General features: G+C 41.4%; 17 protein-coding genes. All 17 read right to left on the reverse strand.

The features are described 5' to 3' along the window. Window positions 1-4 precede the first annotated feature (4 nt). Complete coding sequence (moaA, locus tag AC1TO5_RS05380; protein ID WP_482061732.1) at window positions 5-1,018, reverse strand: GTP 3',8-cyclase MoaA; 1,014 nt, start codon at window positions 1,016-1,018, stop codon at window positions 5-7. A 2-nt stretch (window positions 1,019-1,020) separates the two neighbouring features. Beyond that, on the reverse strand, window positions 1,021-1,599 hold the full coding sequence (locus AC1TO5_RS05385; RefSeq protein ID WP_482061733.1) for a molybdenum cofactor guanylyltransferase: 579 nt from the start codon (window positions 1,597-1,599) through the stop codon (window positions 1,021-1,023). Further along, window positions 1,599-1,838 carry a molybdopterin converting factor subunit 1 gene (moaD, locus tag AC1TO5_RS05390; RefSeq protein WP_482061734.1) on the reverse strand — a complete coding sequence of 80 codons (240 nt, stop codon included), beginning with the start codon at window positions 1,836-1,838 and terminating at the stop codon, window positions 1,599-1,601. Before moaD ends, AC1TO5_RS05385 begins: the two co-directional genes overlap by 1 nt. 4 nt (window positions 1,839-1,842) lie before the next feature. Then, entirely contained in the window at window positions 1,843-2,280 is a 438-nt protein-coding gene (locus AC1TO5_RS05395; RefSeq protein WP_482061735.1) for a molybdenum cofactor biosynthesis protein MoaE, read from the reverse strand. Then, window positions 2,267-2,788 (reverse strand): molybdopterin-guanine dinucleotide biosynthesis protein B, encoded by a 522-nt coding sequence (gene mobB / locus AC1TO5_RS05400; RefSeq protein ID WP_482061736.1) that lies wholly within the window; start codon window positions 2,786-2,788, stop codon window positions 2,267-2,269. The genes AC1TO5_RS05395 and mobB overlap by 14 nt, the downstream gene beginning before the upstream one ends. Next, window positions 2,776-4,038: a molybdopterin molybdotransferase MoeA gene (locus AC1TO5_RS05405; protein ID WP_482061737.1), complete on the reverse strand. Its 1,263-nt coding sequence runs from the start codon at window positions 4,036-4,038 to the stop codon at window positions 2,776-2,778. The genes mobB and AC1TO5_RS05405 overlap by 13 nt, the downstream gene beginning before the upstream one ends. Before the next feature lie 19 nt (window positions 4,039-4,057). Next, the gene (locus AC1TO5_RS05410) at window positions 4,058-5,077 is read right to left on the reverse strand and encodes a ThiF family adenylyltransferase (RefSeq protein WP_482061738.1); all 1,020 of its coding nucleotides are present in this window, start codon (window positions 5,075-5,077) and stop codon (window positions 4,058-4,060) included. Between the two features lie 28 nt (window positions 5,078-5,105). Beyond that, window positions 5,106-6,611 (reverse strand): nitrate/nitrite transporter, encoded by a 1,506-nt coding sequence (locus AC1TO5_RS05415; protein WP_482061739.1) that lies wholly within the window; start codon window positions 6,609-6,611, stop codon window positions 5,106-5,108. Between the two features lie 230 nt (window positions 6,612-6,841). After that, a complete protein-coding gene (gene ric / locus AC1TO5_RS05420; RefSeq protein WP_482061740.1) occupies window positions 6,842-7,540 on the reverse strand; it encodes an iron-sulfur cluster repair di-iron protein in 699 nt (232 codons plus the stop codon). Window positions 7,541-7,831: 291 nt separating this feature from the next. Further along, window positions 7,832-8,353 carry a hemerythrin domain-containing protein gene (locus AC1TO5_RS05425; RefSeq protein WP_482061741.1) on the reverse strand — a complete coding sequence of 174 codons (522 nt, stop codon included), beginning with the start codon at window positions 8,351-8,353 and terminating at the stop codon, window positions 7,832-7,834. A 61-nt stretch (window positions 8,354-8,414) separates the two neighbouring features. Beyond that, window positions 8,415-9,062 carry a response regulator transcription factor gene (locus AC1TO5_RS05430; protein WP_482061742.1) on the reverse strand — a complete coding sequence of 216 codons (648 nt, stop codon included), beginning with the start codon at window positions 9,060-9,062 and terminating at the stop codon, window positions 8,415-8,417. 36 nt (window positions 9,063-9,098) lie between these two features. Next, window positions 9,099-10,136: a sensor histidine kinase gene (locus tag AC1TO5_RS05435; RefSeq protein ID WP_482061834.1), complete on the reverse strand. Its 1,038-nt coding sequence runs from the start codon at window positions 10,134-10,136 to the stop codon at window positions 9,099-9,101. Window positions 10,137-10,168: 32 nt separating this feature from the next. Beyond that, the gene (locus AC1TO5_RS05440; protein WP_482061743.1) at window positions 10,169-10,630 is read right to left on the reverse strand and encodes a GAF domain-containing protein; all 462 of its coding nucleotides are present in this window, start codon (window positions 10,628-10,630) and stop codon (window positions 10,169-10,171) included. A 117-nt stretch (window positions 10,631-10,747) separates the two neighbouring features. Beyond that, window positions 10,748-11,446: a respiratory nitrate reductase subunit gamma gene (gene narI / locus AC1TO5_RS05445; RefSeq protein WP_482061744.1), complete on the reverse strand. Its 699-nt coding sequence runs from the start codon at window positions 11,444-11,446 to the stop codon at window positions 10,748-10,750. Then, on the reverse strand, window positions 11,443-12,003 hold the full coding sequence (gene narJ, locus AC1TO5_RS05450; protein ID WP_482061745.1) for a nitrate reductase molybdenum cofactor assembly chaperone: 561 nt from the start codon (window positions 12,001-12,003) through the stop codon (window positions 11,443-11,445). Before narJ ends, narI begins: the two co-directional genes overlap by 4 nt. Continuing rightward, window positions 11,996-13,537, reverse strand: coding sequence for a nitrate reductase subunit beta (gene narH, locus AC1TO5_RS05455; protein WP_482061746.1), 1,542 nt, complete (start codon window positions 13,535-13,537; stop codon window positions 11,996-11,998). Before narH ends, narJ begins: the two co-directional genes overlap by 8 nt. Then, complete coding sequence (locus tag AC1TO5_RS05460) at window positions 13,527-17,201, reverse strand: nitrate reductase subunit alpha (protein WP_482061747.1); 3,675 nt, start codon at window positions 17,199-17,201, stop codon at window positions 13,527-13,529. The genes narH and AC1TO5_RS05460 overlap by 11 nt, the downstream gene beginning before the upstream one ends. Window positions 17,202-17,466 lie beyond the last annotated feature (265 nt).

Consider the following 17,466-nt stretch of genomic DNA (forward strand, 5'->3'; position numbering starts at 1 on the left):
TTTTCTAACCGCCTATATAGGACATGCCGATTTTTTTACGATTATTCGCTGTATATTCCGTTCGTTCATCCGAGTACCGATCTGTACGACCTGTCCACAGTAGTTTCAATGCTTCGAATAATTCTTCATCAGAAGCTCCCTTGTGCAACATAGCGCGTAAATCGAATCCCTCAGTAGCAAATAAGCAAGTATAAAGCTTACCTTCAGACGATAATCTGATTCTCGTGCAAGACGAACAAAATGATTCTGACACTGAAGTAATGAAACCAATTCTAGCTCTACTATCGTTATAATGATAGTATTGGGCAACTTCGCCAAAATAGGCTGATTCCATTGGATTAAGCTCGTAAACATGACTAAGCTGCTGTAGCATTTCCTGCTTCGTAACAACCTGCTTAATGTTCCATCCGTTGTCATTCCCCACATCCATAAACTCAATAAATCGTAATGTGATGTCACGGCTTTTAAAATACTCCATCATAGGAATGATTTCGCTATCGTTTACTCCTTTTTGTACAACCATATTCACTTTCACTTCAAAACCAAGTCGTTTAACATAATCAATATTTTCTAAAATAAGTGCTGAATCAATTCCTCTGCCGTTCATGTGACCAAATATATTTGAATTTATCGCATCTAAGCTAATATTAAGCCTTTTTAGGCCAGCATCAAATAATTGCTGTCCATATCGATGTAGAAGCAGCCCATTCGTCGTCAAAGCAATATCCTCTACCCCATCAATAGAAGCCAATTGCTTAATCAGTACATCCAGATTTTTACGCAATAGCGGTTCTCCGCCTGTCACTCTAATCTTTTTAACGCCTAAGCTTACGAATAAGGTAACTAATCTTGTCATTTCCTCAAAAGATAAAAGTTCGTTTTTCGGTAAAAAATTGTAGTCATCTCCAAAAATCTCTTTCGGCATACAATATGTACAACGAAAATTACAACGATCTGTTACTGATAATCGTAGATCATGCAATGGTCTATGCAGCCTATCGCGAACTAATGTTGTCATGACTACTCCACTACTTTCATTTGATCTGGTCTATTGATATTGCGAAAAACATGACATGCGTTATCTACAATAATTTCCCCATCTAACCATGTTGCTTTAACTGTATCGATGAGTTTCAACACACTGTACTGATTTTGTACTAGCGCACCATACAGCGGAATAAACATGGTCCGATGCCAGCAGCTCACTAAAGGATGTTTTTGCTCCTTGATTTGCACTGCACAAATCATTGTATCTACCGCTGCCTCAACTATATATGAAAGCACATCTTTATTGATGAAAGGCATATCACAAGGCAATACCACATAGCGATCTGCCTGCAGCTCAAGCATTCCAGAATATATTCCGGCAAGCGGACCCATTCCTTGAAACTCACTTAAATCTGTTATAACGTGTAGGCTTGCAGGGAAACGTGGAAGCAACTCCTTCGATGTGACAATCACTACACTATCGCACACTGCTGCAAGCGCTTGATAGCTTTGTTCATAAAAGTAATGACCTTGCTCATTTACAACGAAGGCTTTTGGTGATCCGAAGCGCACAGATCGCCCACCTGTAAGCAATATGCCTACTGTATTCATTAGCCGCCGCTTACAGGTGGGATAAAAGCAACGATATCACCTGACTGGATCTCCTTATCTCGTTGAACATACTCTTCGTTAATTGCCACAAGAATAGAATGTGCAGCATTTGAAAAGCCATCATATGTATTAGCAGCCCATTCGATCAATTCCTCCACAGTCATCGATGTTATAGGTAAATACTCTTGCTCTATACCCGTAACTTCTTTTAATCCGGCAAAATACCGAACAGTTATCATACGATCACTCCCTTACATTTGGTTTTTTCGCTTGATTTCCAATCCATTCTTCTCCGTCTTCCCAAACTTCCTTTTTCCAAATCGGTACAATTTGCTTGATTCGTTCAATCGCATACTCATTAGCTTCATATGCAGCTTTCCGATGGGGAGAAGCCACAACAATAATGACTGCAATATCTGAAATATGTAGCTCACCTATCCGATGTGCAATCGCAGTACGCGTTAACGGCCATCTTTCCTCAATTTCCCGACCAATCTCCGCTAACTTCTTTTCTGCCATTGGTACATAGGCTTCATACGAGAGATAGAGCGTTCGGACGCCATGTGTCCATTCGCGCACATGACCGGTAAACACTGTAACCGCTCCAATACGGCCATCTAGTAAAAAGTCAATATAAGGTTGAACTTGTATAGGCTCCTTGACCACTTCATATCGTTTCATTCCACTCACCAATCATCCATTTTCCTAGTAGCATATCTGTCAAATCAGCCTTCTCCCGAGGAATGGTTTCTATATTTTCCAATACGACATTTTCATGCGTAATGACACCAACAATGCGAGACAATTTTCCTAATGTTAACCATTCCTTTGCCTCGCGAATAAGTATAACCTTCGGATAGTCCGCTTCTTTAAAGCCCTCTATCAATATCAAGTCTGGAGCCGCCATGCTTGCAAGCTGCAGCATTTGCGATAAGCTAGAATGAGGTTGTCGCATATGAAGTTGAATCAGATCGTTTCCGCAAACCAATGAACTGATTGCACCTGAGGCCATAAAGCGCATACTATCCACGTTAGAATCGGGCTGATTGAGCTGGCTGTCATGACTATGATGTTTAATAACCGCTACACTTTTATTTCTTTTGGCCAAAGTCTCAATCCAAGATGAAATCAACGTCGTTTTCCCACTATTTTTGTAGCCTACGACTTGCAGCACGTTCAGATCAGCCACTTTTCTTCACCTTCCTCCGCACCCAGTAAAAGGACATCGACAACATCTCCTGCTTGGTACCCTCTCGTGCCACCGGGCAGAACCATAAAGGCATTACCTCTTGCTATCGAGCTTACAGCATTGGATTTATTAAAGCCGGCAGGAATAACTTTGGCTCCAGCTCCGTCAAAATCATGAATGGCTCTTACGAACCGCGTGAACGGATTGGCTTTCGTAAAATCCTCCAGTAAAACCGCTTGAGTATAAGGTAAATAAGGCTTTTTACATCCCATCATACTCAGTAGAACTGGTCTAACGAACAATTCAAATCCAATGTAACAAGCAGATGGATTACCTGACAATCCAAACAAATACTTTCCATTCAGTACAGCAACTGTCGTAACACTTCCAGGTCGCATGGCCACCTTATTAAATAATACCTTTGCACCTAATTTTTCATAGATTGCTGGCAGATAGTCATAATCTCCTACTGATACACCACCTGTTGTAATAACGCAATCCGTTGCAGCCAATGCTTGCTGTATTCCCTTTAGGCAGCTTTCCATATCATCTTCTAATCTACTATTTAATTGTAATGAAATCCCCATTCTCGCTAATTGCGCGGCAATCATCGGACCATTGCTATTGCGAATTTTGCCTGGAACTAATTGTTCCTCTACCCCTAATAATTCGGAGCCCGTGGTAATCAGACTGACAACGGGCCTTTTGGCAACCTGCACAGTATCATATCCAAATGTAGCGAGCAATGCGATTATGCCAGGATGAATGTAATTTCCGTCATCCACTAGTATTTCATCTGCTTTAGCATCTTCTCCTTGAAGCGAAACATTTTCCCACGCTTCAAACGGCTTTCGAATCGTAAAGCAATTTTCCTTATAAAAAATTTTAGCCTGCTCCAGCATCACAACCGCATCGGTATGAGGAGGCATAGAGGCCCCTGTCATAATTCGCATAGCTTCCCCTTGCTCGATAGCACGGCTTGCCAATCCACCAGCACCTATCTGTTCAACAACGCGAAAGCAGATTCGATTATGTTCACTAGCAAGCCTTGAATCCTCTGATCGTATCGCAAATCCATCGTAAGGCGCCCGATGAAAAGCGGGAACATCATGTCTTGCAACAATCGATTCCGCCAAAACTCGTCCATAGCTTTCCATTAGCGGAACGACTTCATGCTCCGTCACTTGTATATATGCCATCACCCGAGCAATTGCTTCTGTAATAGAAATAGGTTTCCTTATCTCGACCATTGCATTCTCCCCATCCACCTTAACCAAATAACCGATGATATAGTTTTCTCCCTTGCTGAATATCATGAAGTCCGTGGATAAGAAGACGTCCGTTTTCAAACAAAATTAAGCGATATTCCGAAAGAAGCAGTTCAACAAAATATGGCGTTCGTCTGACAACTGCATTTGCTAATTTTCCAGCCTTTTCTGCATCGTCAAACGTAATCGTCCGTTTACGGTCAGGAACAACCTGCACCGTATTGCGCCCGCACAGCGCCGTTAGCTTCGTTTGACCTTCGGTTGATAAAGATGGAAAGATAGGCGCTTCGCCGCATGTCGGACAATTCGAACGTTTTATCTGCGATATGCCCACATCCATGCGGGAATGATTCCATAGATCAAAATGATGTACTTTTTGCATCATCGCCTCCCGCTTCCCCGTCAACCATTTTAACGCTTCTACACATTGCAATGCAGCCGTAGTCTGAACAGCTGGCCCAATAATCCCTACCGTATCACAGGTTTCATTAATCGAAGGGAGCACTGGCAATAAACAGCTTAAACAAGCAGACTCCCCGGGGATAAAGGGAAACACAACACCAGCGCTACCTACACATGCTCCGTAAATCCATGGACGTCGATGTTTATGTGCCGCATCATTTATCATCAGTCGCGTTTCAAAATTATCTGTGGCATCCAATAACAGATCACTCTTGCTTGCCAAGTCATCCAAAAGTCTTCCATCTGCGTGATCCATCGTTAACGTTAGCTGAACATCCGAGCGAATTTCACGTAATCGTTGCTCTGCAGCTACTACCTTCGGCATCATGTCTTTAGCATGCTGCTCATGAAAAAGCTGCTGACGCTGCAGGTTGGAATATTCGACAATATCGCGATCAACGAGATGGAGATGACCAACTCCCGCACGTACAAGCGTTTCTGCAATGGCAGAACCAAGTGCGCCACAGCCAATCACTGCGACGGTTGCTTTTTCAAGCTTAAGTTGGCCATCCGTTCCAATTTGATTAAATCGAGATTGCCGTGAATAACGATCCTGCACCTGTTCACTCCTCCTCTAAATCTTGTTGTCAATCGCTTTTTTTGCCGGCTATCGTCAAATCTGAAAATGTTCCAACATAACGCAGATCTTCGCCAGTTTCATCCTTGATTGCACTTATATTCAGCCATTGTAAATATTCCTCACCATTTTTTCGCCGATTCCAAATTTCGCCTTGCCACATCCCTTTCTGTTTTATGCACTCCCACATTGCAACATAAAAATCACGGGATTGTCTGTGGCTTCTCAGTATATTAGGCTTTTCGCCAAGTACTTCTTCAGCTGTAAAACCTGTCACCGCTGTAAACGCAGGATTAACCGCTTTAATAATCCCTTTCTGGTCAGTGACTAATATTCCTTGACCTGTGCAATTAAACACCTCAGAAGAAAGACTTAATTTGTCATGATAGAGCATCCAAATAACTAAAATTAAGCTTGCCAGCGCTACTTGAGATAAGAGCATAAAACCAATCGAGTATTGTCCTGTAATGGCATGAATAACTGACAGTAATAGCGGTGGAAAAAAGCCGCCTAATCCCCCCATCATCGACACAATTCCATTAACGATCCCGGCCTGCTTATTAAAATATTGTGGAACTAGTTTGAATATGACACCATTCCCGGTGCCCGAAGCAATGGCAATCACTAGACTTCCAACGGTATATAATGCAATCGTTGGAGAAAAAGCTAGAATAATTGCAGCTGCGGTAAACAGCGAGAATATACCAATGAGTAAGTATAAAGCATTGAAGCGATCCGCGAGCCAGCCACCGACAGGCCTCATAAATGTGGCTATTCCAATAAATCCAGCTGTTCGCATGCCCGCATCTACTTTTGATAGTTCGAAGTTCGAGACAAGAAAATTGGGTAAATATACTGTAAAGGCAACAAACGAGCCAAAGGTAATAAAATATAGCAGAGAGAATAACCAAAGTTTTTCGTTTTTATAAACCCCTTTGATTTGATCCATAATTGGCGTTTTCACTCGAACTTCTTTGCGATCCCCCCATATAAAATTCAATGCAGCAAATACAAGCAATATAATTAAATATAATTTTACAGCTACCGACCAGCCTAACGCAGTCGCTACTAACGGTGCTGAGAACGTTGTCACTGCCGTACCCAAATTGCCTAATCCATAAATACCATTGACTAAACCGTGGCGTTCTTTCGGATAATATTTCGGCAATGAAGTGACACCAACAGAAAAAATAGAGCCGCCGATACCAAGAAAGAGGCCTCCAATAATTAAATCTGTCGTAGTAGAAGCTTCACTAATATAATAAACAGGAAAGAGCAACGCTATAAAACTTATTAGAAAAACGAGTCGAGCCCCGATGATATTCGCATAGTAGCCAAAAGGAATTCGCAATATTGAACCTAAAACAACAGGCAGCGCCGTAATAATTGCAATTTGGCTGACAGGTATATCAATATCCTCACTCATAAATGGCAATAAAGAAGAAATAATAACCCAAACTGCAAAGCCAACGACTAGATTCAAAGTCTGTAATGGCAATTGTACTTTTCTAATCAAACACATCACCTTTTCTTGGTTAGTGAATGAATAAAGCTGGGTTCCCCTTCCCATATCTATACTATATCGCATCTTTTCGACCAATTTTAATAGGGGGACTCCCCTGTTCATGACCGTAAATTCCCTATACTTCTAAATAAGCAGCTTAACATTGTTTTTTTGCAATCAAAAAGTCCCGGACTGCTCAAAATGGAGCCAGCCCGGGACTTTTGTTCAAAACACAAAACTTATCACATATTTGCGCGTACACGTTCAAATAGCACATTATTTTCGAGATGGACATGTTCAAATGTATCTTTTTCAAGTTGTTCCAAACGTGCATATACTGTTCGGTATGTCCCACACGCCTCATCAGGAGGTGTGAAATTATTGGTAATGTCACGAAGTTCATTTAATAATCGCCCTGCATTTTCATGTTCTTCCTCTAGTTCAAAAATATGTGGTCTTACTTGTTCTTTCAACACTGCCGACGGATTCTTCAAAAATTCTAGAATAAGCGGAAACACATTTTCATCCTCATCCGCTGTATGTTCAAGCAGTTCATCGCGTAATTTTTTGAATATTTCTTGGACACGTAGTAAATGCGGATGGCCATCTCCATGAACGCGAGCAACTTTTGTTATATATGGTGTAAGTGCTGGTAATTCTCTTTCTAACTCTTCATGATACTTTTCTTGAATATAAGCAATTAACGTCTTTTCTCCGAATGAAGCAGGCGCCATACTTTCGCGACGTTCACTCTTCTCCTCTACCTCTTTAATTAGATCGAGTACTTCCGCCGGATCAAGATTACGAGCTTCTGCCGCTTTCTGCAAAGATACTTTCCCACCACAGCAAAAGTCAATACGTAAATTTCTAAACAAATCCGTACTTTTAGGTAATGCTGTTGCGATATCTGAAACTTGGGTCTCTAGTGTAATTTGGATCATGCTTTATTCCTCCTTCTGGTCACTAATTACATTGTAACGAAGATATATAGTCCGGGTTGTGATTGTAATCACAAGTGAATGTTTTGAACTTCCTATTCCAATAAGGTTCAAAACATTCGCTTGTCAGCACCGAGAAGATGAAGCGCTACTTGAGGAAGGCGGAAGCGCAAGTGTACGTAGTTGGTACACGCGAACCGTACTTCCCAAGTTCGCTTTATATTCGATGTCGATTACGCTACGTTAGCCTAATCATCGTGATCACAAGTGAATGTTTTGAACTTCCTCTAATCGTCAAATGATCAATGTATGTAATTGCTGTGACAATGCATGCTGATCTGCTTCGTTCATGACTTGCACAGTCATAGGAAATAGTATTGATTCTTCCTTCACAAAGTGAATGGTCAAAATTTCAAATGCTTCCCCGGCATCGCGCGAAATAGTAGACATTTCACTCAAGCTATAACTATGCTCGCCGGCTGAATGATAGAGAAAATGATCCAAATATGCCGTAATTTCTCCATGCTCATGCTCGATTGACACGAGTGGACCTTGCTCATAACCGATAAACTGGCCGAGTAATGGAAAGAAAAAACGTTCTTCCTTTTTAGTATGTTGTTCGAATGTAACCTTGAAAACATCAATGAGCTGTCGCAGCCGTGTAAACTCCTGTCTGGCCTGCTCAATACCATACTTATAATTTTGTAAATTCAACACAATCGTATGCCATTCATGCATCAAATATGATAAATAACGATGCTCATTTTCAAGTATACGCATAGCTGGTACGGTGCTTTGAAACGGATTTCCAGACATTTAACTCCAACCCTTCCTTGAAATGATTTCACTTTCAATGCTACGCGATCTTTTAGTTCGTTCAAAAATCTAGTAGTTTCTTTTTTAATGCATATTCTACTAGCTCAGGTCGCGTTTTTAAATTCAACTTTTCCATCAATTTCGCTTTGTAAGATTCCACAGTTTTTACGGATATAAAGAGCATCTCTGCAATTTCTTTATTTCCATATCCTTTAGCAACAAGTGGCAAAATTTCAATTTCACGCGTTGTCAGTATTTGAAATGGATCACTTTCATCCGTTGTTTGATATTTGTTTACAAATTCACGGACGAGCGAATTTGCCATCTTCGGATGAATATAGATACCGCCTTGATAAACCATCCGCATCGCTGTTACCAATTCTTCATCCGGCGAATTTTTTAATACATAGCCTCTTGCACCCTTTTTAAGCACATGAAACAAATACTCCTCGTCATCAAACATCGTTAAGATCACTATTTTCGTATTAGGGAAATCTTCGTTGATTTTTGCAGTAGCAATCAATCCACTTTCTCCAGGCGGCATACTCAAATCCATCAGCAAAATATCTGGTTGATGCCTTGCTACCATTTTATAGGCCTCAATTCCATCTGCTGCAGTGGCTACAACCTCCATATCATTTTGATAGTTAAGAATCATGGCAAAACCGCTTCTCACGACAGCGTGGTCATCTGCGATTACAATTTTCACTTCGTATTCCCTCCATTTCAATGTCGGTCCAGAAGGTCAACATTCACGATCCGAATGAGGCTGAAGGATTGGGATATGTAAATGTACCGTTGTCCCCTTTCCTAACTCCGAAGCAATCGTAAGCTGTCCGTTTACAAGTTCAGCACGTTCTCTCATACCATAAAAGCCAAGTCCCGTTCCTCGTGAATCTCTCATATTAATATTAAAGCCAATTCCTTGATCGGCAACAATTAATTCTAAATTTTGCTTAGATTCAAAAAGACGAACACTGATTTCATCAACATTTGCATATTTTAATGCATTCAAAATCGTTTCCTGACAAATCCGGTACACGACAGTTTCAATTTCATTGTTGTAGCGTGAACCATGTAATTCTGCAACAAATTGAACGAGCACACCATAATTTTTTGTAATCCACTTAAAATGTGAGCGAAATGCGGCTTCTAATCCTAAATCATCTAATGATGCTGGTCGAAGCTCAACGGAAAGATTACGAATTTGCTCCAGTAGTCGAGCAAGGGAGGCTTCAGTTTGACAAATCTTTTGCAAAACATTATCTTGAATCTCTAAATATTTTAAAAGCCGCAAATCGACAAGCGAGCTTAATAGTTCTTGTGCTACACTATCATGTAATTCACGAGAGATACGTTTCCGTTCATCCTCTTGCGCTTTAATAATACTTTTCATCATCTTATTTCGATAAAGCGACTCTTGCGTTACTAGTTGATTGGTCAAGTCACGAAGCATCAAAACGTGGGTACCTGAATCGGGATCAATGATTTGAAAACTTGCTGAAAATGGAACGTTCTCTTTACTTTTTGTCTCGAGATATATTTGGAATGAAGTACGATCTGCCATCGGATCAGATAAGTAGCATTTCATACAAGTCATAAGTTCCTCTTCACTCGTGTAGCCCCTACATGCAATACAAAATGTATTGTCTTCTCTCGTTTGTATTTTTTCAAGCACATTGGGATCCAATATATACTCAGCGGCAGGGTTCATACCAATCATTATTCCTTGTGCATCGAAAAAAAACATTGCTTCCGAACTGTTGTGAAATAAGCTCTCCATTAGCTTTGTTATATTTTTAATAGGCAACAAGGTCAATTGAATGTCAGCTCCTTAATCCCGAAGTCACCAAATTGGCCGTCCAAAAATCCACATAAATCTTTAATCGTTTGTTTGGTCATGGTCTCTTTCCCACGATAACCTACAAGCAGTACACCAGTGACGCGTTCCATGTGAAATAGCGGAATGGCGACTAAACTATCTAAGCGTTCCGCGACAATAATCGGATAATTAAAAAGATCTTCTTTTTGTAACTCATCTTTCACACGAGAAACCAACATCGGTTTACCCGTTTTGAACACAACTCCAGCAACTCCCTTCCCAGACTGTAATATAATCCGTTTATATCGGTCATTCAAATTGCCCGATGCATACTGCCACGTAATTCCAAAGCTATCCGCTGCGGATTGTGCGAAAGCAAGGGAAACATAATGATAGCCGAACTGTTCTCGTATTTGATCTATTTTTGTTTGAAAATAACGATCTGCTTGCTTCATATCTACATCTCCTATCCTAACCGTAAACACATACGAGTGTATGTAACCCCTAGCTAACGCGATGTCCATAAATATTCATATTTGAACCCACGTTAGCGATTTGGGGGCGATTTTTTCTTATTTCTTAGATATACGTGGTCGATGCCTTCTATAAAGAATATAGCTTCTCCGTGTATAATTCAAGGGAACACTCCATACATGAACTAAGCGAGTAAACGGCCAAAAAGCCAAAATCAAAAAGCCAAACAGGATATGAATTTTAAAGGATATAGGCACATAGGACATGAATGACGGATCCGGGCTAAATACGAGTAAACCACGGAACCACACAGAAATTGTTTCACGATAATCGAAATCTGGCTGCACAACGTTCGTAACGAGGGTCGCATACATCCCCATAAAAACAATGAATAATAGCAATAAATTTACAATTATATCCGAAGCTGAGCTTAGTCTGCGAATTGATCTAGTCGTTAAACGACGTGAAGTTAATATGACCATGCCTGCCAAAGTAACAAATCCGAATGCCCCTCCGCCATACATTGCACCCAAATGATATAAATGATCATTCACTCCCAAAGCGTTCATCCACGACTTCGGGATACCAAGACCTGCAATATGACCCATTATGACTGGAATAATGCCTATATGAAACAATATACTACCAATAACTAATTGTTTTTTTTCGATAAATTCACTGGACTTAGCTGTCCAATTGAATTGATCATAACGAAATCTGAAAATATGTCCAACAATAAATATGACGATACACAAATAAGGAAAAATTACCCAAACGAATTGATCAATCATATTCATAGAGTGCCTACCTCCTCTTCAAGGCACAACTTGAATGTCTCCCTTAATGCTTTAACTACATAAAAATACGGATTTCCCTGTTTTTCCAAAGCTTGTAGAAGCCCGTATGTACCGTCCTCCAATACAGCTACTAATGTCTTCAGGCTGTCCTCGGAATGTTTATGACGGATCCAATCGGCAGCATACAAAAATTCACACATCAGCGGCAAATAATCAGGCAACTCGCCTTCAGTAATTTCAAGACCATACATCTCATACGTTATTTTTAACTTTGCAAGCATTTGTCCGCGCTCTTTGGCATCTTCCAATTTGGCATAGGTCATATATAAGGTTGATTGTTTTTGGAAATCAAAGGTCTGCACGTATAGTTCTTCTATCTCATCCATACTGAGCTGTCGTATCTTACTCCAATAGACTTCTACTTGCTCCATAATGGAAGGAGGCATTCCCATCTCCATCTCCAGATGCCCAAACGTATGTTTATCGGGATAAGACAATTGTTGCGCAAAAAATCCAAATATTTGTTTATGATTAGCAAGCTTGATGAGATCAATCACGCCAAATCCCCCCGTAAAAGTTTTCTTCGTATAGTTTCTTACCACTTTTGGTCGTTTCTGAGGGGGACGATGGACCGCAGCCATCACAATCTAAGCCAAATCCTTCTGACCCTTGCGCGCGATATGGATCCATATACCCTTCCTTACGGGAGGTCGGGATGACGAAACGGTCCTCATACTTAGCGATCGCTAACAAACGGTACATCTCCTCCACCTGATGAGCAGATAAACCTATACGCTCTAATCGGTTAAGTTCAAAATCATGCTTTGAAAACTTCGCGCGCATATAGGAACGCATCATCGCCATACGCTGTAATGCCTCTTTGACTGTTTTCGTATCACCAGCGGTTAACAAATTAGCTAAATATTGAATCGGTGTTCGCATTTCTTCAATCGCTGGAAAGATCATATCTGGGTTTTTAATCGAATCTTTACCTTCAAAATGATTCATAATTGGACTAAGTGGCGGCACATACCATACCATCGGCAATGTACGATATTCCGGATGTAACGGAAAAGCCAACTTGTACTCAATGGCTAATTTGTAGACAGGAGAATTTTGGGCAGATTCAATCCAATCTTCTGAGATCCCATCCTTGCGGGCTTGTTCAATGACTGCCGGATCGTTCGGGTCAAGAAATAGATCACATTGCGCCTGATACAGATCCTGTTCATTCGGTGTTGAAGCAACCTCTGATACGCGATCAGCATCGTATAACAATACACCAAGATAGCGAATCCGCCCTGTACAAGTTTCCGAGCAAACCGTTGGCAAACCTGCCTCAATTCGTGGAAAACAAAACGTACATTTTTCTGCTTTGTTTGTTTTCCAGTTAAAGTAAACCTTTTTATATGGGCAACCCGTCATACAATAGCGCCACCCTCTGCAGGACTCTTGATCTACAAGTACGATCCCATCCTCATCTCGTTTGTAGATCGCACCGGATGGACAAGAAGCAACACAACTGGGATTCAAACAATGCTCACATAACCGTGGCAAGTACATCATGAACGATTGCTCAAAATTAAATTTAATTTCCTCTTCAATTTTTTCAATATTCGGGTCTTTTGGGCCTGTAATATGTGCTCCCGCTAGATCGTCTTCCCAGTTTGGCCCCCAATTCAAGTCCATATATTCACCTGAGATAACCGACTTAGCTCGCGCAACTGGTTGATGCTTCTTCTCCCCCGAGTTAGTAAGCTTTTCATAATCATAAGTCCAAGGCTCATAATAATCTTTCATTTCAGGCATGTCTGGGTTGTAAAAAATTTTCCCTAGCGCAATTTTGGATAACTTGCTTCCAGACTTTAGCTCTAACTTACCTTTCCGCAGCGACCAACCACCCTTGTAGTGCTCTTGATCTTCCCAGCGCTTCGGATAGCCAATACCTGGCTTTGTTTCCACATTATTAAACCACATATATTCTGCGCCTTCACGATTTGTCCAAGTCGTCTTGCATGTGACGCTGCACGTATGACAGCCGATACATTTATCCAGATTCATCACCATTGCGATTTGCGCTTTAATTCTCAAGCCAGTTTACCTCCTTCATTTTACGAACGGCAACGTACACATCGCGTTGATTACCGATCGGACCGTAGTAATTAAATCCATAGCTTAACTGTGCATATCCACCCACCATTTGGGTCGGTTTCATATGAATTCTTGTAGGCGCATTATGGCTACCACCGCGTTCATTCGTAATTTCTGAACCAGGAACCTGAATATGCTTGTCTTGTGCATGATACATGAACAGCGTTCCCTTAGGCATTCTGTGGCTAACAACTGCTCTTGCTGTCACAACACCATTTCGGTTATAGACTTCAACCCACGCATTATCTTCAATTCCGTATGGTTCCGCATCTTCATTACTCATCCATACCGTTGGACCACCGCGAAACAATGTCAGCATATGCAGATTATCCTGATATGTACTATGAATGTTCCACTTCCCATGCGGGGTCAAATACCGAAGTACTAGAGTGTCCTTACCTCCGGTAATTTGTTTGTCCCGAGGACCAAATACCATTGGGGGCAATGTTGGCTTATAGACAGGCAATGCCTCACCATACTGCAAAAAAATCTCATGATCGATATAAAATTGCTGGCGTCCAGTTAATGTTCTAAATGGTACAAGTCGCTCTATATTGGTCGTAAAAGGCGAATATCTGCGTCCTAATTTGTTCGAGCCGCTGAATACAGGCGTCGGTATGACCTCACGCGGCTGCGCTGTTATACTTTCGAATGTGATTCGCTCAGCAGCTCGATCGGCAGATATATCCTTCAGTGTGACACCAGTGTCCTGTTCAGCTGATTCCCAAGCACGCTGCGATACTTTTCCATTCGTTGCTGATGAAAGATGCAGCATTGCATTGGCTGCCTGTCTAGCTGTATACAGCTTCGGCAAATCGTTTTTGATGGACTCATCGAAGTATGTTCCATTAATTTTTTTCAAGTCTTCATATTCTTCTTTTACAGAGAAAGAGACACCATGTGCTCCAACTTTCCCTGACGCCAATGATGGCCCCAAAGTAACATACTTATCATAGATTTGCGTATAATCCCGCTCTACAACAGTAAAGTTCGGCATCGTTTTACCGATTTCCGGCTTGATCTGTCCCTTTTTCCAATCCTTGACTTCACCAAATGGTTGAGCAATTTCACTTGGGGTATCATGAGCAAGCGGTGTTGTCACCACATCCTTATACACGCCCGGTAGATGATCTTTGGCCATTTCAGACAATGACGCCGCTAACGTCCGATAAATATCCCAATCTGATTTCGATTCCCATAACGGATCAATGGCTGGATTGAATGGATGTACAAATGGATGCATATCTGTTGATGATAAGTCCACCTTCTCGTACCAAGTCGCCGCAGGCAACACAATATCCGCATAGATTGGCGTTGATGTCATCCGAAAATCTAACGCAACAAGCAAGTCAAGTTTTCCTTCAACTTCATCTCGCCAAACGATTTCCGTTGGCTTCTCATCTTCATTCGCTGTTGACAGTAAACCATTGCTTGTGCCTAGCAAATGCTTCATGAAATATTCCTGGCCTTTGGCAGAGCTGGAAAGCAAGTTAGAACGCCAAACAAACAACGTACGCGGGAAGTTTTCAGGTGCATCCGGGTCTTCCACAGCAAACTTTGTTTCTCCAGAAACAACTTGTTCATAGGCATGCTCAATAATTTCGGCATTTGTCGTCTTTCCATTGGCTGCTGCTTCGTCAGCAAACGAAAGGCTACTTTTATCAAATTGTGGATACGAAGGCAGCCATCCTAGTCTCGCTGCCAGTACATTGTAATCAGCAGGATGTTGATATTGAATGTCACCGCCTGTAGGTGATTTCAATGAGTCGTTGTTCATCTCCTCATACTTCCATTGATCTGTGGCAAAGTAAAAGAAAGAAGTTGCATTTTGTAATCGCGGCGGTGCTTGCCAATCTCGAGCAAAAGCTATTGTAGACCAGCCTTCAATCGGACGACATTTTTCTTGACCGACATAATGAGCCCATCCTCCGCCATTCACACCCTGTGAAGCTGTTAATATGACCAAGTTGAGAATAGAGCGATAAATCGTATCACTATTAAACCAATGGTTGATACCCGCCCCCATAATAATCATTGATCGCCCGCCAGTATCCAATGCATTTTGTGCAAATTCCCTAGCTATTTGTACGACTAACGAAGCTTTCACACCTGTAATATTTTCCTGCCAAGCAGGTGTATAATGTGAACCTGCATCATCATAGCCCGAAGCTTCATGCTTACCACCTGCTCGCTTAATGCCATATTGACTTAACATTAAGTCGTATACAGTCGTGACAAGATGAGTCGTTCCATCCTGCAGCGTTAGCTGCTTCGCCGGAATGGAGCGAACGAAAGTGCCATTTTCCTTATTATCAAAAAAGGGAAACACGATCTCTTGCCATTCGGCTTCTTGACCTTCAACAGATAGAGCAGGCTCGATTCGAGTTCCATCCTCTCGCTCAAGGATCAGATTCCATTTCTTATCCTTTTCCCAGCGCTGGCCCATCGTTCCATTAGGTACGATGATTTCATCTGTGTTCTGATCAATAATTACTGACTTCCATTCAGCATGCTCCGATGTATGTCCCATATCGCTTGCACGCAAAAACCGTCCCGCCTTATACTTATTCTCGTACGGTTCTAGCAGGATTAGAAACGGCATGTCTGTATATTGTTTGGCATAGTTAAGAAACATTTCTTCTTGTCGTTGCATATAAAACTCTTCCAAAATAACATGTGTCATTGCTTGAGCAAGTGCAGCATCAGTTCCAGGATGAGGCGCTAACCAATTATCTGCGAATTTCACATTTTCCGCGTGGTCAGGAGCTACCGACACGACCTTTGTCCCTTTATAACGTACCTCTGTCATAAAGTGAGCATCTGGTGTCCGCGTCAAAGGAACATTCGAGCCCCACATAATTAAATAACCAGAGTTATACCAATCTGATGATTCTGGTACATCCGTCTGTTCTCCCCAAATTTGCGGAGATGCTGGCGGTAAATCAGCATACCAATCATAAAAACTGAGCATTTGACCGCCTAATAAAGAGATGAATCTAGCACCGGAGGCATAACTGACCATAGACATCGCTGGAATCGGTGTAAACCCAGCAATACGGTCTGGACCATATTTCTTAATTGTATATATTAATTGAGCTGAAATTAATTGAACTGCATCTTGCCACAATACACGAACATGCCCACCTTTACCGCGAGCTTGTTTATAGGATTGCGATTTTTCAGGATTTTCTACAATGCTTGCCCAAGCTTCGATCGGATCTCCATGTTCCTCCAATGCTGCTTTCCATAGCCGCCACAATCGACCGTGCATATACGGATACTTCACACGCAACGGACTATATTCATACCATGAAAATGAAGCACCTCTAGGACAGCCTCGCGGTTCAAACTCCGGCATATCTGGCCCACAAGAGGGATAATCAATTTGTTGATTCTCCCATGTAATAATTCCATTTTTCACAAAAACCTTCCAACTGCAGGATCCTGTGCAATTGACACCATGCGTTGTACGCACAACTTTGTCATGCGACCATCTGCCGCGGTACATATTTTCCCAATCTCTACTTTTTTCCTCCAGAATAGACCAGTTGTTTGAATAGCTTTCTAACGGCTTAAAAAATGAGAGACCAAATTTTCTTTTCATCTGATGCAAGCACTCCTTCATTTTAGAATGAATTACTTGAAGGGGAATCCAACTATTTTCATTCTTATAATCTAAGTATGGAATGCTTTGGAACGACTTCAAATAAGGGAATTCCCTGTACATGAGAAGAAATGCCCTATTCATACAATTTTATATTGGTTTTAAATGTTGTAGCTTATAATGGGTAATTATGCAGGGATTATTGAGGACACAAAGCATGCCGAGGAGGTATAAAAAATTTACGAATTCCTTAAAGTAGAGGCGC

Source organism: Paenibacillus sp. Y930, assembly GCF_056786375.1.